Below are 25,319 nucleotides of genomic sequence, written 5' to 3' on the forward strand. Positions count from 1 at the left end.
TATTGTCCGCAGTTTTATGCAAACAGTGAAATCTGGGTGGTCTTGGGCATCGAGCCGAGTGCGCCAATCTGGTCAAGCAGCTCGACAACCGCCTTGGATGCCTTGGGACAGCGTACGGTCAGCTCTTCCGCCGAGAGGAATTTGCCGTTTTTGCGCTCCTCCACAATGTTCTGCGCCGCCTGTTCACCGATACCGGGCATCGAGGTAAACGGCGGAATCAGCCCGTTTTCGGTTACCAGAAAAGTCGTCGCGTCTGATGTGTAAATATCCATCGGCTCGAACACAAAGCCGCGGCGGTAAAACTCGTGGCAGACCTCGAGCGTGGTGGACATTTCCTTTTCTGCTGCGGTGATGGTTTTTTCCTTTTCCTTGACTGCCAGCTCGCGCAGCTTGTCCTGCACAACCTTATCCCCTTTAATCATGCACGAAGCATCGAAGCCCTTGGCACGCACCGAAAAGTACGCCGAATAGAACGCAAGCGGTCGATGCACCTTGAACCATGCGATACGAAATGCCATCATGACATACGCCACCGCGTGTGCTTTGGGGAACATGTACTTGATTTTCTTGCATGAGTCAATGTACCAATCCGGCACGTTCTGCTCCTGCATCGCGCCTTCCATTTCCTCGGTCAAGCCTTTGCCCTTACGAACCGATTCCATCGTCTTAAACGACAGCTTGGGCTGCACGCCCTGCAAAATCAGATAGTTCATGATATCGTCACGACAGCAGATACAGCCGGACAGTGGGATCCCCTTACGGACCAGCTCTGCCGCGTTGCCCAGCCATACGTCCGTGCCGTGCGACAGACCGGAAATCGAAACCAGCTCGGCAAAGGTCGAGGGATGCGTCTCCTTGACCATGCCGCGCACGAACTTGGTACCAAACTCCGGCACCGCCAGACAGCCAAGGTCGCCCAGAATCGGGTCGGTGTCCGGGTTTTCGCCCGTGTACTTGAGCGCCTTGCACGAATGGAACAGGCTCATGGTATCCGGGTCGTCGAGCGGAATCTCCTGTGCATTGACGCCGGTCAGGTTTTCCAGATGCTTAATCATGGTCGGGTCATCGTGTCCCAGCTCGTCGAGCTTCAAGAGGTTCGCGTCGATGGAGTGATATTCAAAATGGGTGGTGATGATGTCCGAATCCGGGTCATCTGCCGGATGCTGCACCGGACAGACATCGTAAATCTCGATTTCCTTGGGCACAACAACCACGCCGCCGGGGTGCTGGCCCGAAGTACGGCGCACGCCCGTGCAGCCTGCCGCAAGACGGTTTTCCTCCGCGCGCGAGCACTCGATACCGCGCTCGTCCATGTACTTTTTGACATAGCCGTAAGCGGTTTTTTCCGCAACCGTACCAATCGTACCCGCGCGGAATACATGGTCGTGCCCAAAAATCTCGCCTGTATAATAATGGATGCGCGACTGATACTCGCCCGCAAAATTCAGGTCGATATCGGGTACCTTATCACCTTCAAACCCCAGAAACGTCTCAAACGGAATATTGAATCCCTGTTTGGTCAGGGGCTTACCGCAATTCGGACAGATTTTGTCCGGCAGGTCGACGCCGCAGGAATATTCCTCATGCCACTCAACGTATTTGTCATCCGGACACAGATAATGCGGCGCGAGCGAGTTTACCTCGGTGATGTCCGACATAAACGCCGCCAGCGACGAGCCGACCGAACCACGCGAGCCAACGAGATAACCGTCCGCAAGCGACTTTGTCACCAGCTTTTGCGCGATGATATACATCACCGCGTAGCCGTTGCCAATGATGGAATTCAGCTCACGGTCAAGCCGCGCCTGCACCATTTCGGGCAGCGGGTCGCCGTAAATACGCTTTGCCTTTTCATAGCACATATTGCGAAGGTCGTCCTCGCAGCCGTCGATGTGCGGCGGATAGTTTTCGCGCGGCACTGGACGAATCACGTCACACATATCCGCAATCATATTGGTGTTCTTGACCACAACCTCATATGCACGGTCCTCGCCGAGGTAGGAAAACTCCTTGAGCATCTCGTCGGTGGATTTGAAATACAGCGGCGCCTGATTGTCCGCGTCACCGAAGCCCTGTCCCGCCATCAGGATGCGGCGGAACGCCTCATCCTCGGGTTCGAGGAAATGCACATCACCGGTCGCACAGCAGGGTTTGCCCAACTCATCGGCCAGCCGCAGGATATCCCGATTCCAGTCGCGCAGCTGCTCGTCATCCTTTGCCATGCCTTTGGCAATCATAAACTGGTTGTTGCCGATTGGCTGGATTTCCAGATAATCATAGAAGAACGCAAGCCGTTTGAGCTCATCCCACTCCGCGCCATTTGTCAGCGCCCGGAACACCTCGCCCGCTTCGCACGCCGAACCAAAAATCAGCCCTTCACGATGGCGAATCAGCTCACTGCGCGGCATAATCGGGCGCTTATTGTAGTATTCCAGAAAGCTCTTGGAAATGAGCTGATACAGGTTGCGCAGTCCCGCCTGATTTTTCACCAGAATGATAAAGTGATAGCGCGGCAGGTTTTTCAGCTTGTTTTTACGGTCGGTTGTCGCGGCGAGAACCGGATTGATGTCCGCCGTCGTGACTGCGTGCAGCTCGTCTTTGAGCCGCGCGAGCAGCTTTACAAAAATTCGCCCCAGCACGGCCGCATCCTCGCTTGCGCGGTGATGCTCAAACGGGCCGACTGCCAGCTCTTTCGCCAGAATGTTGAGCTTGAACTTATGCAGATGCGGGAGCATCAGGCGGCTCATTTCCAGCGTGTCGATAGCGGTAAAATCCCGCTCGATTTCCAGCCGTTTGCAGGCCGTGCGCAAAAAGCCCATGTCAAAGCCTGCGTTGTGCGCGACAAGCGGATATTTTCCCTCGCCCGCCCACGCAAGGAACTGCGGCACGGCCTCGGCAAGCTCGGGTGCGTCTGCAACCGTCTCATCCGAAATGCCGGTCAGCTTGGTGATTTCCTCGGGAATGGGCTTATGCGGGTTGACATAGGTTTGGAAGCTGTCCTGAATCGCGCCGTCCACGATGCGTACCGCCGCGATTTCGGTAATTTCCTCGCTTGCGGGATTCAGTCCCGTGGTTTCCAAGTCAAAGACAATGAACGTGCCGGTCAGCGGCTCAGCCGACTTGCCACGCACCACCGAAAGCGTGTCCTCATCGTTAATGTAATACGCCTCGATACCGTAGATAATCTTCATATCCCCGATGATGCTTTTCTGCTTGCCCTCCTGTGCGTGCAGTGCTTCGGGAAACGCCTGCGCCACGCCGTGATCGGTAATCGCCATTGCGCGGTGGCCCCACTGCGCCGCGCGGCACAGCAGCGCCGCCGTCGAGGTCATACCATCCATTGCGCTCATGTTGGTATGCAGATGCAGCTCGACACGCTTCATGCCTTCGGCCTTGTCCTGCCGCACCGGCTTTTTCGCCTTGACAATGCCGGTCGGCTCCAAAACCATCTCTTTGGCGTAGGAATCATACACCATCTTGCCCTGTACCGTGCAGTACAGACCGTTTTTAATCTTGGATGCCGTATCGCCCGCTTTGTCCGCAGCAAGGAACTTGGACACGCGCACAGAATTCGTGCGGTCGGTCATATCAAAGGCGATTTTGACATAGTCCTTGCCGGTCTTTTTGCTGTGGATATCCTTGTTGTCGGTAAAGAATACCTCGCCCTGAATGGTGACCATATCGTACGCCGCAATCGCTTCGTTGACCGAAATAATGGGGTCCTGCATCAGCTTTCCGAAAATCAAATCATCCTCGCGCACCTTTTCCGCGCGCGGACGCTGATAACCGGTATGCTCCTGCCTCGGTGCAGGACGCGGCTTTTTGGGTTTTGGCTCGGCAGGAGTCTCTGCCGCCGCCTGTTCGATTGCCTTCTGCAAAATTTCCTCGCGCTGCGGCGCGTCGGAGGCCGGCACAAAATCACAGACTTCCGCCCGTACGGCATGCACCGGACAGGGTGCACCAAGCTCGCGCAGAATGCGCGCTTCCAAATGGCGCAACGCGTTTGCAAAGTGCCGCTCGCTGACCTCATCCATCGGGATTTGCAGCGCGCCGTCCGTATATTGCCACTTGCCGCAATCGAGCAGACCGCGCGCAGACGGCATACGAAACGCCATATCCTCGTAAAGCGAACGGATATACGCGTCTGTCAAGCCGTCCGGCATGGTATAACGCGGCTCAATACACACGCGGCTCAAACCATACTGCTTTGCAATCTGCTTTTCCGCCTTGGCAAGCGTCTTTCGGCTGACGACCTGCTTCAGGTCCAGCTCGACCACCATGACCGTGTTATTATCTCCAAACGCGAGAGAACGCACCTCGCCTGAGGCGAGGTGCTGTTCTTCCGTCAACAATTTACAGTTTTGAAATAAGTCTATCAGTTTACCAGCCAATTTGACCGTTCCTCCGGATTATGCTTCATAATGCTCGATCATACTCATCAGCTCGTCCACCAACTGCTCCTGCGGCACCTTTTTGATGATCTCCCCCTTGCGGAAAATCAAACCGACGCCGTCGCCGCCCGCGATGCCGAGATCCGCCTCACGCGCCTCGCCCGGACCGTTGACCGCACAGCCCATCACCGCAACCTTGAGCTTTTTGCCGTGGATATTCATGCAGCGCTGCTCGACCTCTTTGGCAATACCGATGAGGTCAATACGGGTGCGCCCGCAGGTCGGGCAGGAAACAACGTTGACGCCGTCCTCGGCACAGCCGACCGCCTTGAGAATGGCCTTTGCCGCATAGATTTCCTTGACTGGATCATCGGTCAGCGATACACGGATGGTATCACCCACGCCGAGCGCGAGCAGACCGCCGATACCCGCCGCAGACTTAATCGTGCCCATATACTCGGTTCCCGCCTCGGTCACGCCGAGATGCAGCGGATAATTCGTCTTTTCGTGCGCCAGCAGATACGCCTGCATGGTATACGGCACGGAAGACGACTTGATCGAAATGCAAATATCATCAAACCCGCAGTCATTTAGCAGGCCGACATGATACAGCGCAGATTCGACCATCGCTTCGGGCGTGGGGCCGCCGAATTTCTCTAAAATATGCTTTTCGACCGAACCGGAGTTGACGCCGATACGAATCGGGATTTTTCGCTCCTTTGCCGCCTGCACAACCGCGTGCACGCGGTCGGCTCCTCCGATGTTGCCGGGGTTGAGGCGAATCTTATCCACGCCTGCCTCGATGGATGCGAGCGCAAGCCGATAATCAAAATGGATATCCGCCACGACCGGGATAGGCGAGCCGGCGCAAATCTCTTTGAGTGCTTCTGCTGCCTGCGCGTCCGGCACGGCACAGCGCACAATATCGCAGCCCGCTTCCGCCAACGCACGAATCTGTTTGAGTGTGGCTTTCGCGTCACGCGTATCCGTATTGGTCATAGACTGCACCGCGATCGGCGCACCGCCGCCGATGGGTACGTCCCGCACCATAATCCGTTTGGTCTGTTTCATGTTCATGAACCTCCCGCAACAATGCGCAAAATATCCTGTCCCGTCACATATACCATCAGCGCCAGCAGCAGCACCAGCCCCGCCGCGTGGATATAGCCTTCATACTTGGGCGGCACCGGCTTGCGGCGCACCGCCTCTATGATGAGGAACAGCAGCCGTCCGCCATCCAGAGCGGGCAGCGGCAGCAAATTCATCACGCCCAAATTGATGGAGATAAACGCGACAAGCTGGAAAAAGGAAATCATGCTGTATTTCGCCGTGTCCGCCATCACTTCGGCAACGCCGACCGGCCCGGAAAGCTGGTCTACGCCAACCTGTCCGCTGACAAGCATGCCGAGGCTCGCCCAAACCATGCGCGCATAGCTGACCGAGGTGCGTACCGCCATGCTCAGATGCAGACCGATGCTGTTCGGCTGCTCGGCAAAGGTCAGGCCAATCATTTTGCGTCCGTCTCCTGCATCGATAGTCGCCTCCAGCTTGACAGCGGGAAGCGTGATTTTCTCTCCATTTCGCCGCACAACAATCTCGTAGGTCGTATCCTCGCCGCGTGCAAGCGCAACCTCAAAATCGCTGCGCAGCAGGATTTTATAGCCGTCCACCTTGAGGATTTCATCTCCTGCCATCAGGCCGCCCTCTGCCGCAGCCGTGCTCGCCGGATCGACCGACGCGAGCGTCGAGATGATATAGCCGCCGTCCGGTCCGTTTGGCCGCATGACCGCCAGCACAATCAGGAAACCGACAAGGAAGTTCATCAGCGCTCCTGCGGCCACGATAAGCATGCGCCGCGGCAGACTTGCCTTGCCGAATGCGTGCTCGTTTTCGCTCTCGCTATCCTCGCCTTCCATCACGCACGCGCCGCCAAACGGCAGCACCTTAAGACAATACAGCGTGCCATGATACTGCTTCTTCAGCAGCGTCGGCCCCATACCGATCCAGAATTCATTGACCTGTACCCCGCCGCGCTTGGCCGTGATAAAATGTCCAAACTCATGCACAATGACCAGCATGCCAAACGCCAGAATCGCAAGTATGATTTGCAGCAAAATACTTCTCCTCTCACAGGACAGAATAAACCCGCTTCACGCTAAAACGCTCTCCCGTGCGGCGCGGTCAGCCGCAAGCACCTCGTCGAGCGTGACGCTGCTGCGATACGGAATCGCATCCAGCGCCTGCGCCACCCGCTCGGCAATCTCGGCAAAGCCGATGCGTCCCTCCAGAAACAGGCCGACCGCCGCTTCGTTTGCACCGTTGAGCACCGCACCGCGGTCTCCCTTTTGTGCAGCCGCCTGCCACGCAAGTCCAAGCGCAGGAAACGCCTCATAATCGGGCGCATAAAAGGTCAGCTTTGCCGCTTCCGCCAGCGACAGCCGCGGCACTTTGCAAGGCACCCGCGCAGGATAAGTTAACGCATACTGAATCGGCAGACGCATATCGGGCAGACCGAGCTGCGCAATCATGGCGCCATCGGCAAACTCAACCGCGGAATGCACAATACTTTCCCGATGGATGACGATTTCGATATCCTCGGGCGGCATGTCGTACAGCCACATCGCTTCGATCTGTTCCAATCCCTTATTCATCATGGTTGCCGAATCAATCGTAATCTTCGCGCCCATCGACCAATTGGGGTGCGCAAGCGCCTGCTCACGCGTGACCGAGCGCATTTCCGCAGCCGTTTTTCCGAAAAACGGGCCGCCCGACGCAGTCAGAATAATTTTCGCAAGCGGATTGCCCTGCGCGGCCTGCGCGCACTGGAAAATCGCCGAATGTTCCGAATCGACCGGCAGAATTTTGACGCCCTTTTCCCGCGCCGCGCGCATGACCAGTTCGCCCGCGCACACCAGCGTCTCCTTGTTGGCCAGCGCGATGTCCTTGCCCGCATCGATGGCAGCCAGTGTCGGTAGCAGGCCAACCATGCCAACAACCGCGGTTACGACGATATCCGCGCCGCTCTCCGCCGCACAGGCCGTCAAACCATCCACACCGCTTAGCACACAAATATCTGTGTCCGCGAGCTTGACCTTGAGGTCGCGCGCGGCCGCTTCGTCAAACGCACACACCATCTTCGGATGCAGCGCGCGCGCCTGCTCTTCGAGTAAGTCTATGCGCCGATTTGTCGTCAATGCGACAACTTCAGCGTCAATCGAGGGCAAAATATCGACCGTTTGCGTGCCGATCGACCCGGTTGAACCTAAAATCGCAATTTTTTTCATAAAACACACCCTTACCAGATGATCCGGAACAGGATTTCTGCGAACGGCGCGACAAACAGCACGCTGTCAAACCGGTCGAGCACGCCGCCGTGTCCCGGGAAAATATGGCCGTAATCCTTGATGCCGGTCTGCCGCTTGATAACCGAGAACGACAGGTCGCCTACTTCGCCCAGCACCGCGCCGACTGCGCCCAGCACGACCGCCGACCACAGCGGCATCTTGAGGCCAAGCGTCGCATTCATCAACAGTGCGACAAGCAGCACCAGCACCGCGCCGCCAATCACGCCGCCAACCGCGCCTTCCACGGTTTTTTTCGGGCTGACAACCGGCGCAAGTTTGTGTTTGCCAAAAAACATACCGGCGAACAGCGCGCAGGTATCCGCGCCCCATGCAGCAAGCAGCGGCAGCAGCACAATGAACTGCCCCGCGCGAAAGTCGGTCTGTCCAATCGGCTTAAAGTCCATTTGATAAATACGCAGCAGGCTGAGCATGAGATATGGCACAATGAGTGCGCCGAAAAAGCCCCATGCGACCTGTGAAGCGTTCATGCCATGATGAAATTTCAGTTCGATTGCAAACGATCCGATCAGCAGCACGAAAATCAGGCCCTGCACCACGTCCTGCAAATCGAGCGGCAAAATAGAAAAATGGCCGATTGCCAGCCCCAGTGAGACCAGCATACACAGCAGCAGCTCCAGCCGGTTATGCACCAGCTTGGTGGAGCCGAGCACCTCATACGTCGCCAGCACGCACAGCGCCGCAACCGCCAGCTCCAGCACGAGCGACGGAAACACATACAGCGCAAGCAACACCAACACAAAGCCGACCACGCCGAACAACACTCTTGCTTTCATATCTTTACACCTCGCTCCGTTCGTTTATACGCCGCCGAACCGGCGATTGCGTTTATTGAACGCATCAATCGCCGCATCCATGTCGACAGTCTTAAAGTCCGGCCATAACACGTCGGTAAAATAATACTCCGCATAGGCAGACTGCCATAACAGAAAATTCGAGGTGCGAATCTCACCGGACGGCCGGATAATCAAATCCGGATCGGGCATATGCGCGGTATACAGATGCGCGCCGATTGTCTCCTCGGTGATGTCCTCGGGTGCCAGCGCACCGTTTTTCACCTGCTCTGCAATAGCCCGAACTGCATTTTTGATTTCATCCCGTCCGCCGTAGTTAATGCACAGAGAAGCGGTCGCCGCATCCGGCCCCAGCCGGTCGGCAATCTCATCCACCTCGCGGATCTGCGCACGGATATCCTCGGGCAGCGGCGTCAAATCGCCCAGCACTCGCACCGCAACCCCGCGCTGAAACATGGTTTCCGCCGCTTCCTTCAAGTAGGTGCGGAACAGGTTCATCAGCGCGTTCACTTCCTCCTGCGGCCGTTTCCAATTTTCCGTTGAAAAGGCATACACTGTAAAATACTGCACGCCAATGTCCTTGCAGTACGTCGCGATGGTGCGGAAGGTTTCTGCGCCAACCTTATGCCCTGCCTGCCGCGGCAGACCGCGCTTTTTCGCCCAACGGCCATTGCCGTCCATGATGACCGCGATATGTCGCGGCACAGGACGGTTTTCCGATACGGCTGCTTTCTTTTTCCGTGTAAACAGACCCACAAATACTTCCCCCATGCAAAGGGGCGGCCATGCCGCCGCCCCCCAATGTTGTTTGTTTTTCCTTCAGAGCGATGCACAGAGCGTCACACCTCGGCCAGCTCCTTGGACTTCTTGGCAACCATGGCGTCAACTTCCTTGACATACTTATCCGTCAGCTTCTGCATCTTGTCTTCGCCCTCGTGCAGCTCGTCCTCGGTCATTTCGCTCTTCTTCTGCGCCGCCTTGAACTTGTCAATCGCATCGCGTCGAATATTGCGCAGCGCAACCTTGGATTCCTCACCCGTCTTGGAAACGCCCTTAATCAGTTCCTTACGGCGCTCCTCCGTCAGCGGCGGGAAGCTCAAACGAATCTGCTTGCCGTCGTTCTGCGGATTGATACCCAAATCGGATACCTGAATTGCCTTTTCTATGGCCTTGAGGATCGAGCCGTCCCACGGCTGGATCGCAAGCGAACGGGGATCGGGCGAAGAAATCGCAGCCACCTGATTGAGCGGTGTCGGCGCGCCGTAATACTCGACCGTAATCTTATCGAGCACGGCCGGATTTGCGCGGCCTGCGCGAACAGCCGCCAGTTCCTTGGCGAGCACATCGAGCGTTTTCTTCATTTTTTCCTCATAAGCATTGAGCTGAGCCTTCATGATTTGTCCTCCTCTACAATCGTGCCGATTTTCTCACCGTTGACCGCACGATAAATATTTTCCGGATCGGAAAGTGCGAATACCAAAATCGGAATGTGGTTATCCATGGAAAGCGAGGTCGCGGTCGTATCCATGACGCCGAGACCCTGATTGAGCACGTCCATATAGGTCAGACGGTCATACTTTTTCGCATCGGGATTTTTCGCCGGATCGGAATCGTATACGCCGTCGACATTTTTTGCCAGCAGAATGACTTCCGCGCCGATTTCCGCCGCACGCAGCACCGCCGCAGTATCGGTCGAGAAGAACGGGTTGCCCGTGCCGCACCCGAAGATGACCACGCGGCCCTTTTCCAGATGGCGCGTTGCGCGCTGCCGGATGTACGGCTCGGCGATACGGTTCATCTCGATTGCCGTCTGCACACGTACCGGCACGCCGCGCTGCTCCAGCGCATCGGCCAGCGCCAGCGCATTGATGGTCGTCGCCAGCATGCCCATATGGTCGGCTCGTGTGCGCTCCATCTTACCGCCGCCGTCCTTGACGCCGCGCCAGAAGTTACCGCCGCCAACGACAATACCGATCTCGCAGCCCTGTTCGTTGCATTTTTTTATCACATCACATACCGGACCAATCACATCGAAATTCAGACCGAAATGCTTATCGCCGGCCAGCGCCTCACCGCTGATTTTTATGAGAACTCGCTTATATCTCTGTGTTTCCATGCTCCACACTCCTTGCTTCATTTTCCCGTTTTCTATTCTACCCTATAAACGCCTATTTTGCAAAGGGTTTCGCTATGGATTTTACAATTTATGCACAACTGCACCACGCATTGTACAAGTTTGCACACTTCCCCTGTCCGCATCCGTTCCGATGTAAAAAAATCCCGCTCCAAACAGAGCGGGATTTTTCTGCTTATGTATGCTTTTACTTCTTAAGAACGACTTCGCCGCCCAGACCGGTGTGTGCGGTGATGTATTCGCGGCCCATCTTGGCATACTCGTACGGATTAGCCTTAGCCGGGTCCTGCTCGGCCTCAACCATGATCCAGCCGGTGTAACCAGCCTTGTCCAGCAGGTCGAATACCTTGTCGAACTCGACGCAGCCGTCCGGATCGCCCGGAACGGTGAACGCACCGGCGCGAACCGCATCGAGGAAGGACCAGTGCTCTGCACGAGCCTTTTCCACCATCGGCATACGCATGTTCTTCAGGTGAACGTGACCAACACGGTCTGCAAACTTCTCGAGCATCTTGACCGGGTCCTCGCCTGCGAAGGTGAAGTGGCCGGTATCGAAGCACAGGAACACATACTTGGGATCGGTGTTCTCCATCAGGCGGGTGGTCTCCTCCACCGTCTGGCACACGGTACCCATGTGATGATGGAAGCAGGTGCGGATGCCATACTTCTCCATGGACAGCTTGCCCAGCTTGTTCAGACCCTCGGTGAAACGAGCCCACTCTTCGTCGGTCAGAACGCGCTTGTTCTCCATGTCGAGGATAGCGGTATCCAGCTTGCCCTGAATGGAGCCGGACTGCTCGGATACGTTGATGGCGGTTGCGCCGACATAGGAGAGGTAATCCAGCTCCTTGATAAACTCAGCCTCAACCTCTTCGTACGGCTTGTCAACCAGGAAAGAGGAGAACCACTTGGACGCGATGGTCATGTTGCGCACGTCGAGCATGTGCTTGAGAACTTCCTTATCCTCCGGATACTTGTGGCCGACTTCGCAGCCGTCGAAGCCCGCGAGCTTCATCTCGGAAATGCACTGCTGGAACGTGTTCTCATCGCCCAGATCCCACATATCGTCATTGGACCAGCCAATCGGGCAGATGCCCAGCTTTACTTTCTTCGGATCTAACATGTGTTATTCCCTCCATTTTATCTCATGCCGCATGCTTCCGCATGCGCCGTTACTATCCTTATTGTACTCAACTATATCCTAAAAGTCAAACGCATTTTTGCACAGAAATGCCCTGTGCAAAAAACTTTTTCAGCAAATTGCACAGTACCGACGTGCACGAGCACGCAACACCCCTTTTTCCCACCGTTCCGCCTCTTAAACGCGCGCCACACCCGAGTCGCGCGCTGCCTGTGCAACCGCGTCCGCAACCGCGCGGATGACCTTTTTGTCAAACGCCATCGGCATGATATATTCTGGGGTCAGCTCCTCGTCCGATACGCAGTAGGCAATCGCCTTGGCAGCGGCGAGCTTCATTTCCTCGTTGATATCGCTTGCGCGTACATCCAGCGCACCGCGGAAAATCCCCGGGAACGCAAGCACGTTGTTAATCTGGTTGGGATAATCCGACCGGCCGGTACCGACGACTGCCGCGCCGCCCTTTTTCGCGTCCTCCGGCCAGATTTCGGGCACCGGATTTGCCATGGCAAACACCATTGGATTTGCCGCCATGGTGGCAACCATTTCGCTGGTCAGCACCTGCGGAGCCGACATGCCGAAAAACACATCCGCACCCTTGATGGCGTCCTCCAGCGTACCGGTCATGTGGCTGCGGTTGGTGACCTTTGCCATCTCGGCCTGCGCAGGATTCAAACGCTCGTCACCCTCGCAGACAATACCGAACCGCTCGACCATGGTCACGTCACGAATACCGAGGAACATCAGGAACTTCGTCACCGCAATCGCGGCCGCACCGCAGCCATTGACCACCATCTTGATATCCTCTACCTTGCGGCCGGTCAGACGGCAGGCGTTGATGAGCGCCGCCCCGCAGCAGACCGCTGTGCCGTGCTGGTCATCGTGGAACACCGGAATATCACAGACCTCCTTGAGCTTGCGCTCAATCTCAAAGCAGCGCGGCGCGGCGATGTCCTCCAGATTGATACCGCCGAACGAGCCGGAGATCAGCTGAATTGTGCGCACTATTTCATCCACATCCTTGCTCTTGACGCAAAGCGGGAACGCATCCACGTCCGCAAACGCCTTGAACAGCGCGCACTTCCCCTCCATAACCGGCATACCGGCCTCCGGACCGATGTCGCCAAGGCCCAGCACTGCCGTGCCGTCCGTAATAACCGCAACCAGATTATGTCGGCGGGTATAGGTGTAGCTTAAGGACGGGTCATCCTTAATTTTCAGACACGGCTCGGCAACACCCGGCGTATAGGCAATCGAAAGATCCTCCTTGCTGTTGACCTCGCAGCGTGCAATGACCTCGATTTTACCGCCCCACTGCTCATGCGCCTTAAGAGCGCGCTCTTTTAAATCCATATTGTTTCCTCCATCGGCTTTATATACAAATTTTCCTGATTATCAGTTTACCGCAAAATCCTCCTTCTGCATAGAGGCAGAATGGACAAACCCGTCAAACAGAAAAGGCGCGCTGCCAATGCAGCGCGCCTGCGTTCTGTTTGAATTACTTGCGGGAAATTGCCTTCTTGGCAGCCTCAACGATGTGTGCTGCGGTCAGGCCGTACTCCTCACGCAGGAAGCTCTCCGCGCCAACCTGGCCGAAGCGATCCTCAACGCCGACCATCTCCATCGGAACCGGGCAATTCTGGATAACAACGTTGGCAATTGCAGAACCAAGGCCGCACTTGACCTGATGGTTCTCTGCGGTTACGATCGCGCCGCACTCCTTGGCAGAGTCGATGATGAGCTGCTCGTCCAGCGGCTTCCAGGTGAACATGTCAATCACCTTTGCGGAAATGCCCTCAGCAGCCAGCTGCTCCTGCGCCTTGAGTGCCTCGTCCACCATGATGCCGGAAGCGATGATGGCAACGTCCTTGCCTTCCTTCAGGGTGACGCCCTTGCCGATCTCGAAGTCGGAGCCGTCGCCGTAAACAGTAGTGAAGGTCTTGCGGATCATGCGCATGTAAGAGAACTTGCCGGATTCCGCCAGCTTCTTGGTCAGGCAGTTGATCTGTGCGTAGTCGACCGGATCAACAACAACTGCGTCCGGAATAGACATGTACAGTGCGCAATCCTCAAACGGCATATGGGTGCCGCCGTTGTAAGCCGCGCATACGCCGGGGTCAGAACCGACGATATGTACCGGCAGCTTTGCATAAGCTGCGCTCATGAACGCCTGGTCAAATGCACGGCGGGAGGCAAAGCAGCCGAAAGAGTGCACGAATACGGTCTTGCCCGTTGCGCACAGGCCGGCAGATACGCCAACAGCGTTAGCTTCCGCGATACCTGCGTTGATGGTACGCTCCGGGAAAGCCTTTGCCAGCTTGCCGGTGTTAATGCAGTTTTCGAGGTCACAGTCAACATGCATGACCGTGGGGTCCTTCTCCATCATCTCGAGCATCGCGGTAACGTAACCATCGCGGTTTGCACGAGAATCCTTTTCGTGTTTGCCAATCAAAGTAAAGCTCATGTTCGTACCCTCCCTTACTGTGCCTTGATCTCAGCGAGCTGCTTCTCAGCATAGGCAATGGCTTCATCCCACTGCTCCTTGGACGGCTGAGAAGAATGCGCGCCCGTACCGTCGGCAAAGGTAGCGCCCTTGCCCTTGACCGTGTTCAGCACAATGCAGGTCGGCACGCCCTTGGTGGCGTAAGCATTCTGAATCGCGTCGTAAATCTGCTCGACATCGTTGCCGTCTTCGCACTCGACTACGTTCCAGCCGAACGCTGCAAACTTGGCGCCAATACCCTTGGCATGCTTCATGACCTTCTCGCATGCACCGTCGAGCTGATACTTGTTGTCGTCGACAAAGCAAACCAGATTATCCAGCTGATAATGTACCGCAAACTGAGCGCCTTCCCAAATCTGGCCCTCGTCCGCCTCGCCGTCGCCGACAAACACGAATACATGATTGTCGCGGCCGTCGATTTTGTTGCCGAGCGCCGCGCCCGTAGCGGTGGACATGCCCTGACCGAGCGAGCCGGTGGTCAGGTCAACACCGGGGGTCTTGGTGCGGTCGGTATGGGACGGGAAGTTGGTGTGCGGCTGGTTGAGCGTATAGGCATCCTCAATCGGATAGAAGCCCTTCAAGCCGAGGGTGGCGTACATTGCCGGGCCAGCATGTCCCTTGGACAGCACGCACCAGTCACGATCCTCCCAGCGGGGATTCTTCGGATCAATCTTCATTACTTCACCATACAGAACGGCCAGCGCGTCAATGATGGACATCGAACCGCCCACATGACCAAAGCCGAGCGAGCCGATGGTTTTCAGGGTTTCCAAACGGATTTCCTGCGCAAATACGCGAAGCTCCTGCATCTTTTCTGCTTTCTGCATTGCATACACCTGCCTAATTCAAAATATTTTCTCTCCACGGAACAGGTTCCGGCAACAGCGGCGGCTGGCCGCTGTATATCGATTACAGTGTATCACCAAGCTACCCAAATTTCAACCAGAATTCACACATTTGTTCACAAAAATTCCACCCCTTGTTTTGTACTCTTCGGAATATTTTATAAAAAATCGCTGGCTTTTTTTTGAAATTTGTTTGTTATGTATTGGTTGTATTTCTGTATTTTCTTGGGCATCTTATTGCAGCATTCCTGCTGCGTTCCTCAATTTTTGCTGCCTGTCCAGCCACTTGACAGATATGACCAAAAAACAACCACCTTATTTCCACGAAGAAATATTTTTAAATTCAATTTTCCCTTTTTAATCCCAAAAACATTGCTGCGTTCACGCCCCCGCACGTAATAGTTTATAATTATTGAACACATTCACCCATTTTCGCCATTTTTTGAACCAGTAGACATTTTATGCATTTTTTGATAAACTATAAAAAGTTATTCTGGTTAATTTTCGGGTAAGAATGGGGAAAAGGGAAGATGAAAGTCAGCCGTCTCAATTCAATTGAACAATATGTTATCTCACGTGAAACTGTCAGCATTGATGAATTATGCGAGGTTTTCGGTGTTTCCAAGAACACCATCCGCCGCGATTTGAACGAGCTTGAGGTGCGCGGACATATCACTAAGGTATACGGCGGCGTTACCGCCACCGTCCCCTCCGGCGCTGTGCCGACACCTATCCGTTCCGGACTCAATCCGATTGACAAATCTCTCATCGGCCGTCTGGCCGCAGAGGAGGTTGCCGACGGCGATACCATTTTTATTGATTCCGGCACGACAACATTGTGCCTGCTGCGTTTTCTGGTCGCCAAAAAGCGCATCACCATCATCACACATTCGCTTGGTGCGCTCAGCGAGGCATCCAAATATGATAATCTCAACATTATCTCGCTTGGCGGCATCTATAGCCCGACAACCGACTCGTTCGTCGGTCTGTCCACGATTGAATCACTCAGCGCTATGCGCATCAATAAAGCCTTCATGGGCGCCACCGGCGTGTCTCTGACCGCAGGCATGACCAACACCACCTTCCTGGAGGCGGAGATTAAGCGTGCGGTCGTCCATCGCGCGGACATGATTTACGGCATGGTCGATTCCTCCAAAATCGGCAAGGAGGCCATTGTCACCTTCTGTCATCTGAAGGATTTGACCGCCTTTATCACCGACCGTGAACCGCCGAAGGAATATGTCGACCTGTGCCGGCAGGAAAACGTCAAGCTCCGGTTTGAATGACTACGACACTGCGGTGACATAGCTTCTCATTGTAACAAAATTAACGGGCGGCTTCGGATTGCATCCGAAGCCGCCCGTTTTTCTTTTCCCGATATCACGCCAGACTGTTTTTTCGATAATTGGAGGGCGAAACACCATAAACCGCACGAAATCGCTTGATAAAATAGCTGAAATTATCAAATCCGACATTAAAGCCAACCTCCATCACCGGTAGGTCGCTCTCGCGCAGCAGACGGGCCGCCTGCTCGATGCGCAGGGAGTTGATATGCTGCGTGAACGTCCGTCCGAAATTCTCCCGGAAAAAGCTGCTAAAATACTGTGGCGACAGGCCGAAATGCGCCGCTACCGCAGTCAGCGACAGCGGTTCGGTAAAATGCGCACCTAAATACCCCACAATCTCCTTGAGCTGCCGCGCCTTATAATCCGCGCCCGGGCGCACCCTCTTACCGGTCAACAGCCCGACCTGCGCGCATACCGCCACGATGCCGAGCAGCGCCGCCTTGACCGCAAGCTGGTACCCCGGCGCCCGTGCCAAGCAGGCGCGCACAATCTGCGCTAACAGCGCTCGCACCTCGCGTTGTCCGTCCTCTCCTGCACGCAAGCTGGTTGCAAACCGCAGACGACCTTCTGCAAGCGGTGCAAGCAACTCCGTTTCCACCTGATCCGCACGCGCAAACTGCAAAAAATCCGCTGCAAACACAAAAGATCGAAACTGATTTTCCCGTCCCGCCGCGCGGATTTCATGCAGTTCTTCTCCCGCAGCGAAAAACACGTCCCCATGCTCTCCCTCGTAAACATGGTCCGCAATGGTCAGCGACACATGTCCTGCATCCACCGTGATAATCTCCAATTCCGGATGCCAGTGATAGGGAATAAAGTCACTGTCATCCGCTTCGCTGCCGTCCAGTGCAGGATAAATCTGAAAGGGAAACGCCTGCGTGCCGTGTTCCCGTTTTTCCCGCCTTGCCGCGTCCATTTCGTCCCTCCGCATTTTCCTTAAAATAGTGTTATTGCTCATGAAGATATTGCAAGCATTTTTGTCGCTATCTGCTATAATTATAGTTACAAACGGGAACAAATGCAAGAGAACGAAATTAAAAAATCGTATTTTTGTTGTATCATTTGACAGAAGAACCGAGCCGGTTTTTGTGCTAAATGACAAAGAGTTCCCGCGCAGCAGCGAATGCGTTGAAAGCATTTGCTGCCGCATGTTATAATGAAGGTTGGACAGCCTTATCGTGGCTGACCGCCAACCGCCCGGCCAAAATGCCGGACGCTGTACCAAAAAAATCTTTTTTTGGAGGGAAACAGTTATGTACATTGATAAGCAAGTCAAGCGCGGATACAACGAATATATCCGTCTGGACGAGGGCATCGGCAAGGACGCCATGATGGACGTTGCCCTGCTCGTAATGGAGGATGGCGACACCTACTCTTTCGAGGAGCCGGAAAAGGAACTGGCTGCTCTGGTATTTGACGGCACGTGCACACTCGAATGGGATGACCAGTCCTACGACGTCGACCGTCCCAATCCGTTCGACTACAACCCGTCCTGCCTGCATGTCTGCAAGGGTACCAAGGTCAAGATTACCGCACACGGCCCCTGCAATATCTATATCCAGAAGACCTTAAACGACAAGACCTTCCCGAACAAAATGTATAAGCCGGAAGACACCGACACTTGGGCGCGCGGCAATCAGGGCGAACTGATGGGCTGCATCAAGCGTGATGTGCGCACCTGCTTCGATCTGGACAACGCCCCCTACTCCAACATGGTGCTGGGCGAGGTTGTCAACCTGCCGGGCAAGTGGTCGAGCTATCCGCCGCATCATCATCCGCAGCCGGAGTGCTACTTCTATCGCTATGACAAGCCGATGGGCTTCGGCGCAGGCTGGGGCAACGGCGAAATCTACGAGACCCATCACAACGGCCTTGCCATCATCACCGACAAGATGCACTCTCAGGTTACCGCTCCGGGCTACTCCTGCTGCTATGCTTGGGGCATCCGTCATCTGCCGGGCAATCCGTGGGATAAGACCCGTATCGACGACGAGGAGCATCTGTGGCTGCTCGCGGACGACGCCAATGATCACATCTGGCACTGCCCGACCGGCAACTGAGCCTTTTCTAATCCCGATTGACGAAATAGAATCTTTTTTAGGAGGAACATAAACCTATGAAGCATATGGAAACGGTACGCCTGACCGCTTCTCAGGCGCTCGTTCGCTTCCTCGAAAACCAGTATGTCAGCTACATTGACATGGATGGCAACGAGCAGGAGCACAAGTTTGTCAAGGGCATTTTCATGCTGCCCGGTCACGGCAACGTTGTCGGCTTTGCCAACGGTGTTGAGCAGGAACTGAAGGACATGGTTGTCTATCAGGGCAAGAACGAGCAGGGCATGGCGCTGGCCGCTGTCGGCTACGCCAAGCAGATGCGCCGCAAGCAGATTTTCGCTGCGACTTCTTCTGTCGGCCCCGGCGCGTGCAACATGGTAACCGCCGCTGCAACCGCTACCGCCAACAACATCCCGGTTCTCATTCTGCCGGGTGATATTTACGCTTCCCGTCAGCCTGACCCGGTTCTCCAGCAGATGGAGCAGCCCCAGAACCTGACCATTTCCGCGCACGATGCATTCCAGGCCGTCACCAAGTACTGGGGCCGCATCAACCGTCCGGAGCAGGTTATGACCGACATGATTTCCGCAATGCGCGTGCTGACCGATACCGCCAACACCGGTGCGGTTGCAATCTCCCTGCCGCAGGACGTACAGGCGGAAGCCTATGACTATCCGGTTGATTTCTTCAAGAAGCGCGTATGGCGCATTGACCGCCGTCCGATCACCAAGTACGCACTGGAGAAGGCTGTCGAGGTCATCAAGACCGCCAAGAAGCCGCTTCTTATCTGCGGCGGCGGCGTTCGCTATGCAGAAGCGCACAAGGTGTTCAAGAAGTTCGCAGAAGACTTCGGTATTGCGTTCGGCGAGACGCAGGCGGGCAAGAGCGCAGTAGAGTGGACCCACGAGCTGAACCTCGGCGGTCTGGGCACCACCGGCGGCATTGCAGCCAACAAGCTGGCTCATGAGGCGGATGTTGTCATCGGCGTCGGCACTCGCTACACCGACTTCACCACCGCTTCCAAGTGGCTGTACCGTACGGACGCCAAGTTTGTTAACATCAATCCGTCCGAGTTCCAGGCATACAAGATGGACGCTACCCCGGTTGTGGCCGATGCCAACGAGGCACTGACCGCCATCGGCGAAGAGCTTAAGAAGATCGGCTACCACACCGATGCCGCTTATGCGGAAGAAGTTGCCGCACTGCGCAAGGAGTGGTTCACCGAAGTAGAGCGTCTGGACAACTGTGTTTACACCGACAAGGATTCCTTTGTTCCGGAAATCAACGATGCAAACCGTCAGTGTGTTGAAAAGTACATCGAGGACACCGGCTGCAAGCTGTGCCAGACTGCGGTACTCGGTGCTATCAACCATCTGATCGATGACGACGCCATCGTCTGTGCGGCTGCCGGCTCCCTGCCGGGCGACATGCAGGGTCTGTGGCGCGCCTCCAAGATTAACACCTATCACATGGAATACGGCTATTCCTGCATGGGTTACGAAATCGCTTCTGCACTGGGTGCAAAGCTCGCTTGCCCGGACAAGGAAGTCTACGCAATGTGCGGCGACGGCTCGTTCGACATGCTGCACTCCGAACTGATTACCTCCGTCCAGATCGGCAAGAAGATCAACGTCATGCTGTTTGATAACGCTTCCTTTGGCTGCATCAACAACCTCGAGGTTGGTCAGGGCAACGCCTGCATCTGCACTGAGAAGAACATGCTGGAAGAGGGCGTAACCAACGGCATCCATAAGGGCAAGGTCATCCAGATTGACTATGCGGCCATCGGTGCAGCATACGGCTGCAAGACCTACACCGTCAAAACGATGGATGAACTCAAGGCTGCCATTGAAGACGCCAAAAAGCAGACCGTTTCCACTGTTATTGATATGAAGGTTCTGCCTAAGACGATGTCTGCCGGTTATGAGAACTGGTGGCGCGTCGGCGTAGCAGAAGTTTCCACCAAGCCGGAAGTGCAGGCTGCGCGCAAGGCAATTGAAGAGCATCTGTACGAAGCTCGTCACTATTGATCTCTCTCTTACTCTCAATAAAGAGCGCCTTCGGGAAATATCCCGAAGGCGCTCTTCCATTATGGTATGTTTTATAGATAAAATCAGCTGCTAACTCAAAGCATTTGCAGCAGCTCAATCTGTTCCCCGGACGGGCCGGTAAAGAACCAGTTCTGCAGACCGCCGAAGGTCTCCGGCATCACCTTTTTCTCCGGTGTCATGAACGAGATTATCCCTGCAGCCTTAATGGCAGCGGCTGCTTTATCCAAATCATCCACATAGACTGCAAAATGCGGAATGCTGCCCTCTCCCGCGGGCACCAGCTCGCCTTCCGGCGGCTCAACGAGTTCGAGCAGAAACCCACCGAATTCCACCAATGTGAGTTTCTTCTCCCCCTCCGGCACCTGCACACTGTCTCGCTTATAAACGCTGCCGCCAATCTTTTCATAAAACGCAATGCTTTCTTCCATATCGACAGTATAGATTGCGACATGCCCCAAGCCCTTGTATAATTCCTTCATAGCTGACAAGCCTCCTTTATATCGTTATCATTTTACCATATTCCAGCGCTCGTGCAAAGCCTTTCCCTCCATATAGCGCAAGGAAAAAGGGCCGTCCCAAACGGGACAGCCCTGCATTTATGTACCTTTTATTCCTGCACCGTCTCGGTAACCGAGGTCGATGCATGATTTGCCTGATAACGTTCAAAGGTAGAGGTCTCGCTCTTGCCGAAGCCGAGCGGAGAGAAGATGACGTATGCGATAACCATGATGAGCAGCGTAACCGTCGCCCAAACCTTGCCATTCTTCCACGGCGTCATATCAACCGCCTTAGCGTCATGCAGGATAAAGTCTTCCGGACGCGGATTCTTCTTGACGATAACCCACATCAGCAGCATATCGAACACGAACAGAATCGCAGTGAAGTACAGATAGTGGACATCCTTCAGCCACGGGATAACATTGCGCAGGCCAAACTGCAAGGTGAAATACAGCACAACATGAACCGGAATAACGATTTTCGCTGCGATGGAGGGTACCTTCTTCCAGAAGAAGCCGCACAGCAGGCAGACAAAAATCGGGGTATTAAACGCAGCAAACGCCGAGTTTACAAAGCTCGTGATACCGCCCATGTACAGCATAAACGGGCTCATGATAGTGGATACGATTGCAACAATTGTGCCAAAATTCTGGCCGACCTTTACCATATGTGCATCGGATGCAGTCGGATTGAAAATCGGACGATGAATATCCAGCGCATAAATGGTGGATGCAGAGTTAAGTACCGAGTTAAAGGACGAGAGAATCGCACCGAACATAACAGCCGCGAAGAAACCAAGGACCGGCTTAGGCATTACCTCGGCAACCAGCATCGGATAAGCCGAGTCACCGCTGCCCCAGTCCTGACCGGGATATGCCAGCGCACAGATAACGCCCGGCACAACGATAATCAGCGGAGTCATGATTTTGAGGAAGCCCGCGAATACCGCACCCTTCTGCGCTTCCTTGAGGTTCTTTGCGCCGAAGGCACGCTGAATGATGGACTGGTTGGTCGCCCAGTAGTACATGTTATTAACCAGCAGACCGGTCAGCAGCAGCGGCCACGGGAGCCACGGCTCGGGAGAATTCACCTCGTTAATCGCGTTCAGATACGCCGGGTCGGTATGCAGGAACTTGTCAAAGCCATCCATGAAACTGCCGTCGCCGCCCAACTGTCCGGACAGGAACATAAAGCCGAACACCGGCACCAGCAGGCCGCCGACAATCAGGCCCAAGCCGTTGATGGAGTCAGACAATGCAATTGCCTTCAAACCGCCAAAGATGGCGTAAATCGAACCGACAATCGCAGTAGCCACACACACGATGGCGATAGCTGCAAAATACGAAATGCCGAACATTTTATCCAAACCAAAGATATTCACAAACACCTGTGCGCCGGCATACAGGATGTTCGGCAGCATGATGACAACATAGCTCAGCAGCACGATAATCGAAACCAAACGACGCGTGCCGGCATCATAGCGCTGCTCAAAAAACTGCGGAATAGTCGTCAAGCCGGTCTTGAGGTACCTCGGCATCAGCACGAAGGCTAAAATAACCAGCGCGATTGCAGAAGTAACTTCCCAGCCCATCGTACTCATACCGACGCGAACCGCCTGACCGTTGTTGCCGACCAGCTGCTCGGCAGACAGGTTGGTCATCAGCAGAGAACCCGCAATAACCGGACCGGTTAAGCCACGGCCAGCCAGATAATAGCCGTCCTGCGTATCCAGATTATCGCCGCGGGTTTTCCACCACGAGATAACTGCGACGAGCGCCGTGAATGCCACAAAGGAAATCGCGGTGAACGCCAAGGAATTAAAAAACTGCATGTTTTTCTCCCCTTCTTGTTTTTCTTTCTTTCCCGGTTCAGAGGCATTCCGCTTCACACACTCCCCAGTAATGCGAAGCAGCCGTTTTGCGGGCGCGCGCACGCAAGCGCCCAAAAAAACAGATCACCAGTTTTCACTGAAGATCCTGACGTGCACGATAGCCGCGCCTCATTTCCCGTCATTCATTTTAGCACCATGTTCCTATATTGGCAAAACATTTTTGAGCCATTTTTAGCACTTTGGTTAGTTGCACATAATCCAATTCTCTTTTTTGTAAAATTCGCACTAATTAATTTTTATTATCACAAGAAATTAACCATTTCTTCACCATTTTAGTACCCAAAACATATTGTTCATTTTTCACAAAAAAGTGCAAAAAGCGCTTCGCGCCAATGACGCGGAGCGCTTCTCACCTCACGGCTCATACCATGCATCGTCTCGCTTTTTTACATCGAACAGATGCGCATACTGCATCATCTGGTATTCAGCCAGCAGCGTATCTGACTCGACATTTTCCATCGCAAACCAGCTCCCGTCCGGTAAGTAATAGCCTGTGTTATTGATGCGCGGTATCTGCTCCCGCACTGCCAAGCGAAGTGCGTCATATCCTGATGTCGCACAGCCCAACGAATCCAGCGCAAAAGCGGTCAAGTAATTGGTACTGATTTGCACATCCTGCTGTTCTTCAATATCATAATTGGCCCAGATGAAAAATGAAGCAAGCTTTTTCTTCTGCTTTTGTTCGGAGCTTTGCTCCTCATCCGGAGTTTCCATCAGCTCTTCATAAAACGCACTCGACAAATTCGGCTGATGATCACCAAAAAAGATGATAGCCGTTGGCTCATCTACCGCAGAAAAGTACGCAATCAGTTCTTCAATCGCTGCATCGCTGCGCTTTACCAGCGACAAGTATTCGTCTACCTCAGGATATTTCCCCGCATATTCTCCCGTCAAATGGATGGTCTGCTCAAAGTTATCGTTCTCGTCCGGCACATAGCCGCCATGATTCTGCATGGTTACATTAAACAGGAACAGCGGCGCATCCGACTGCTTATTTTCGAATACCTCAAAGATTTTGCGATAATTCTCGCTGTCGCTGATAAAGCTGCGTACCCGTTCGGCATTTGTCCCAAAAGCATCCTCATACAACTGTGTATCAAAGCCAAACCGTTCATACACCTGCTGGCGGTTCCACGAAGTTGCGCGATACGGATGCAGCGATACGGTCTGATAGCCCTGCTCAGATAAACCGGATACCAGCCCCGGCGTCGCCTGCTTGACATACATCTGATACGGCGAGCAACCGTACGGCAAGAACGCCATTGTGTCCCCCGTCAGCACTTCAAACTCAGTCGTTGCCGTTCCACCGCCAAAGACAGACACCAGCAAATCACCGGTAATCGTATTCTCCTTCCCTTTCAGTGAATGTAAAAACGGCAGATAATCTTCGTTTGTCTCAAACTCCCCTACATCATGCAAATCCGCAAAGGATTCGTTCATAATCATGATGATATTCGGGCGAATTTCTCCCTGTGCTCCGTCATATTCCTCGGTAATCTGCTCCAATGCCCCGGCCGAATACCCTGCCGGCTGCTCTACAATAGCATTGCCCGCTGTCCGGCAAAAATAATACCATTCACTGTATTGCAGATTGCCCTGCCAAAAACCAAAACTATCGCCTGCAAGTTGTAAGCCATACAACCAGCAGCAAAGCAGCAATGATACCGTGATAAACTGCCAACGCCTTGGTGTCGCCACACGGCGCATCCGCCAGACAGCAACACAAAACAGCACAGCAATCCCGACCGTCTGCAAAACAGAAAGCTCCATCGGTACCGAATAATTCGCTGCGACATTTTTTGCCGTGCCAATGGCAAAAATATCACTCAGCAGCACCGGTGTGCCGCGGAACACGGTCACATAATGGTCAATGAGCGCATACAACAACGTCAAGCCCATGCCGATATTGGTTGTCCAGCGAATATTGCCGACAAACACATAGACAAGCCCAAATACGGCTGCGTGAGCAAGATACCCCTGCCAAATCGCCGTATTCCCCACCAGAATACCGCCCTTGACCACATACTCGGTCAGCAGTAACGCAAACGAACTGGCTGCCAGCAGCACCAGAATGTCATGTACGGCCAGTTCAAATGCCGAGGCCCGTCTGTGCGGACGCAGCAGCAGCGGCAGTGCCGCTAAAACCCCCAACGGCTCCTGACTTTCCGGACGATAAAAAATCGTTCCCTTGCGGAGCAGATACACCGCCGCATAAATGAGCAGCACTGCCAGCACTGCATTGACGATATAACTTAAAATTATCCTGCCTTTTGCTTGTTTTTTACATTTGGGGCGCACGTTTGCTTTTC

Annotated in this window: 19 protein-coding genes; 3 read left to right on the forward strand and 16 right to left on the reverse strand. The window is 54.5% G+C overall.

The genetic code is table 11. The features are described 5' to 3' along the window. Window positions 1-14: 14 nt before the first annotated feature. The 12 genes from ACESSO_RS02805 to ACESSO_RS02860 form a co-directional block, all read right to left on the reverse strand. Complete coding sequence (locus tag ACESSO_RS02805; protein ID WP_373163518.1) at window positions 15-4,391, reverse strand: PolC-type DNA polymerase III; 4,377 nt, start codon at window positions 4,389-4,391, stop codon at window positions 15-17. An 18-nt stretch (window positions 4,392-4,409) separates the two neighbouring features. Beyond that, window positions 4,410-5,468 carry a flavodoxin-dependent (E)-4-hydroxy-3-methylbut-2-enyl-diphosphate synthase gene (gene ispG / locus ACESSO_RS02810; protein ID WP_373163519.1) on the reverse strand — a complete coding sequence of 353 codons (1,059 nt, stop codon included), beginning with the start codon at window positions 5,466-5,468 and terminating at the stop codon, window positions 4,410-4,412. Continuing rightward, window positions 5,465-6,505, reverse strand: a complete 1,041-nt coding sequence (gene rseP, locus ACESSO_RS02815; RefSeq protein WP_373163520.1) for an RIP metalloprotease RseP — start codon at window positions 6,503-6,505, stop codon at window positions 5,465-5,467. The genes ispG and rseP overlap by 4 nt, the downstream gene beginning before the upstream one ends. 36 nt (window positions 6,506-6,541) lie before the next feature. After that, the gene (locus ACESSO_RS02820; RefSeq protein ID WP_373163521.1) at window positions 6,542-7,675 is read right to left on the reverse strand and encodes a 1-deoxy-D-xylulose-5-phosphate reductoisomerase; all 1,134 of its coding nucleotides are present in this window, start codon (window positions 7,673-7,675) and stop codon (window positions 6,542-6,544) included. 11 nt (window positions 7,676-7,686) lie between these two features. After that, entirely contained in the window at window positions 7,687-8,529 is an 843-nt protein-coding gene (locus ACESSO_RS02825) for a phosphatidate cytidylyltransferase (RefSeq protein ID WP_373163522.1), read from the reverse strand. 24 nt (window positions 8,530-8,553) lie between these two features. Next, window positions 8,554-9,303 (reverse strand): isoprenyl transferase, encoded by a 750-nt coding sequence (locus tag ACESSO_RS02830; RefSeq protein ID WP_373163523.1) that lies wholly within the window; start codon window positions 9,301-9,303, stop codon window positions 8,554-8,556. Window positions 9,304-9,386: 83 nt separating this feature from the next. After that, window positions 9,387-9,941, reverse strand: a complete 555-nt coding sequence (gene frr / locus ACESSO_RS02835; protein ID WP_373163524.1) for a ribosome recycling factor — start codon at window positions 9,939-9,941, stop codon at window positions 9,387-9,389. After that, window positions 9,938-10,663, reverse strand: coding sequence for a UMP kinase (pyrH, locus tag ACESSO_RS02840; protein ID WP_373163525.1), 726 nt, complete (start codon window positions 10,661-10,663; stop codon window positions 9,938-9,940). Before pyrH ends, frr begins: the two co-directional genes overlap by 4 nt. A 205-nt stretch (window positions 10,664-10,868) precedes the next feature. Beyond that, the gene (gene iolE / locus ACESSO_RS02845; RefSeq protein ID WP_373163526.1) at window positions 10,869-11,804 is read right to left on the reverse strand and encodes a myo-inosose-2 dehydratase; all 936 of its coding nucleotides are present in this window, start codon (window positions 11,802-11,804) and stop codon (window positions 10,869-10,871) included. A gap of 195 nt (window positions 11,805-11,999) precedes the next feature. After that, the gene (locus ACESSO_RS02850; RefSeq protein WP_373163527.1) at window positions 12,000-13,172 is read right to left on the reverse strand and encodes an NADP-dependent malic enzyme; all 1,173 of its coding nucleotides are present in this window, start codon (window positions 13,170-13,172) and stop codon (window positions 12,000-12,002) included. Window positions 13,173-13,317: 145 nt separating this feature from the next. Beyond that, window positions 13,318-14,283, reverse strand: a complete 966-nt coding sequence (locus ACESSO_RS02855) for a transketolase family protein (RefSeq protein ID WP_373163528.1) — start codon at window positions 14,281-14,283, stop codon at window positions 13,318-13,320. A gap of 14 nt (window positions 14,284-14,297) precedes the next feature. Next, a complete protein-coding gene (locus tag ACESSO_RS02860; RefSeq protein WP_373163529.1) occupies window positions 14,298-15,149 on the reverse strand; it encodes a transketolase in 852 nt (283 codons plus the stop codon). Window positions 15,150-15,697: 548 nt separating this feature from the next. On the opposite strand from ACESSO_RS02860, the gene ACESSO_RS02865 reads away from it, so the two are divergent. Continuing rightward, window positions 15,698-16,453 carry a DeoR/GlpR family DNA-binding transcription regulator gene (locus ACESSO_RS02865; RefSeq protein WP_373163530.1) on the forward strand — a complete coding sequence of 252 codons (756 nt, stop codon included), beginning with the start codon at window positions 15,698-15,700 and terminating at the stop codon, window positions 16,451-16,453. A 94-nt stretch (window positions 16,454-16,547) separates the two neighbouring features. Here the strand turns inward: ACESSO_RS02865 and ACESSO_RS02870 are convergent, their stop codons facing one another. Next, entirely contained in the window at window positions 16,548-17,429 is an 882-nt protein-coding gene (locus ACESSO_RS02870) for an AraC family transcriptional regulator (RefSeq protein WP_373163531.1), read from the reverse strand. Between the two features lie 337 nt (window positions 17,430-17,766). Here ACESSO_RS02870 and ACESSO_RS02875 point away from each other — a divergent pair, with 337 nt between their 5' ends. Both ACESSO_RS02875 and iolD read left to right on the forward strand, forming a co-directional pair. After that, window positions 17,767-18,573 carry a 5-deoxy-glucuronate isomerase gene (locus tag ACESSO_RS02875; protein WP_373163532.1) on the forward strand — a complete coding sequence of 269 codons (807 nt, stop codon included), beginning with the start codon at window positions 17,767-17,769 and terminating at the stop codon, window positions 18,571-18,573. A 65-nt stretch (window positions 18,574-18,638) separates the two neighbouring features. After that, entirely contained in the window at window positions 18,639-20,600 is a 1,962-nt protein-coding gene (gene iolD, locus ACESSO_RS02880; RefSeq protein ID WP_373163624.1) for a 3D-(3,5/4)-trihydroxycyclohexane-1,2-dione acylhydrolase (decyclizing), read from the forward strand. A 95-nt stretch (window positions 20,601-20,695) separates the two neighbouring features. Here iolD and ACESSO_RS02885 read toward each other — a convergent pair whose 3' ends face one another. The 3 genes from ACESSO_RS02885 to ACESSO_RS02895 form a co-directional block, all read right to left on the reverse strand. Continuing rightward, a complete protein-coding gene (locus tag ACESSO_RS02885; RefSeq protein WP_373163533.1) occupies window positions 20,696-21,100 on the reverse strand; it encodes a VOC family protein in 405 nt (134 codons plus the stop codon). A 128-nt stretch (window positions 21,101-21,228) separates the two neighbouring features. Then, a complete protein-coding gene (locus ACESSO_RS02890) occupies window positions 21,229-22,950 on the reverse strand; it encodes a solute:sodium symporter family transporter (protein ID WP_373163534.1) in 1,722 nt (573 codons plus the stop codon). A 414-nt stretch (window positions 22,951-23,364) separates the two neighbouring features. Further along, window positions 23,365-25,308, reverse strand: coding sequence for an LTA synthase family protein (locus tag ACESSO_RS02895; RefSeq protein ID WP_373163535.1), 1,944 nt, complete (start codon window positions 25,306-25,308; stop codon window positions 23,365-23,367). Window positions 25,309-25,319: the final 11 nt, after the last annotated feature.

Source organism: Agathobaculum sp. Marseille-P7918, from assembly GCF_964248325.1.
Lineage (GTDB): Bacteria > Bacillota > Clostridia > Oscillospirales > Butyricicoccaceae > Agathobaculum.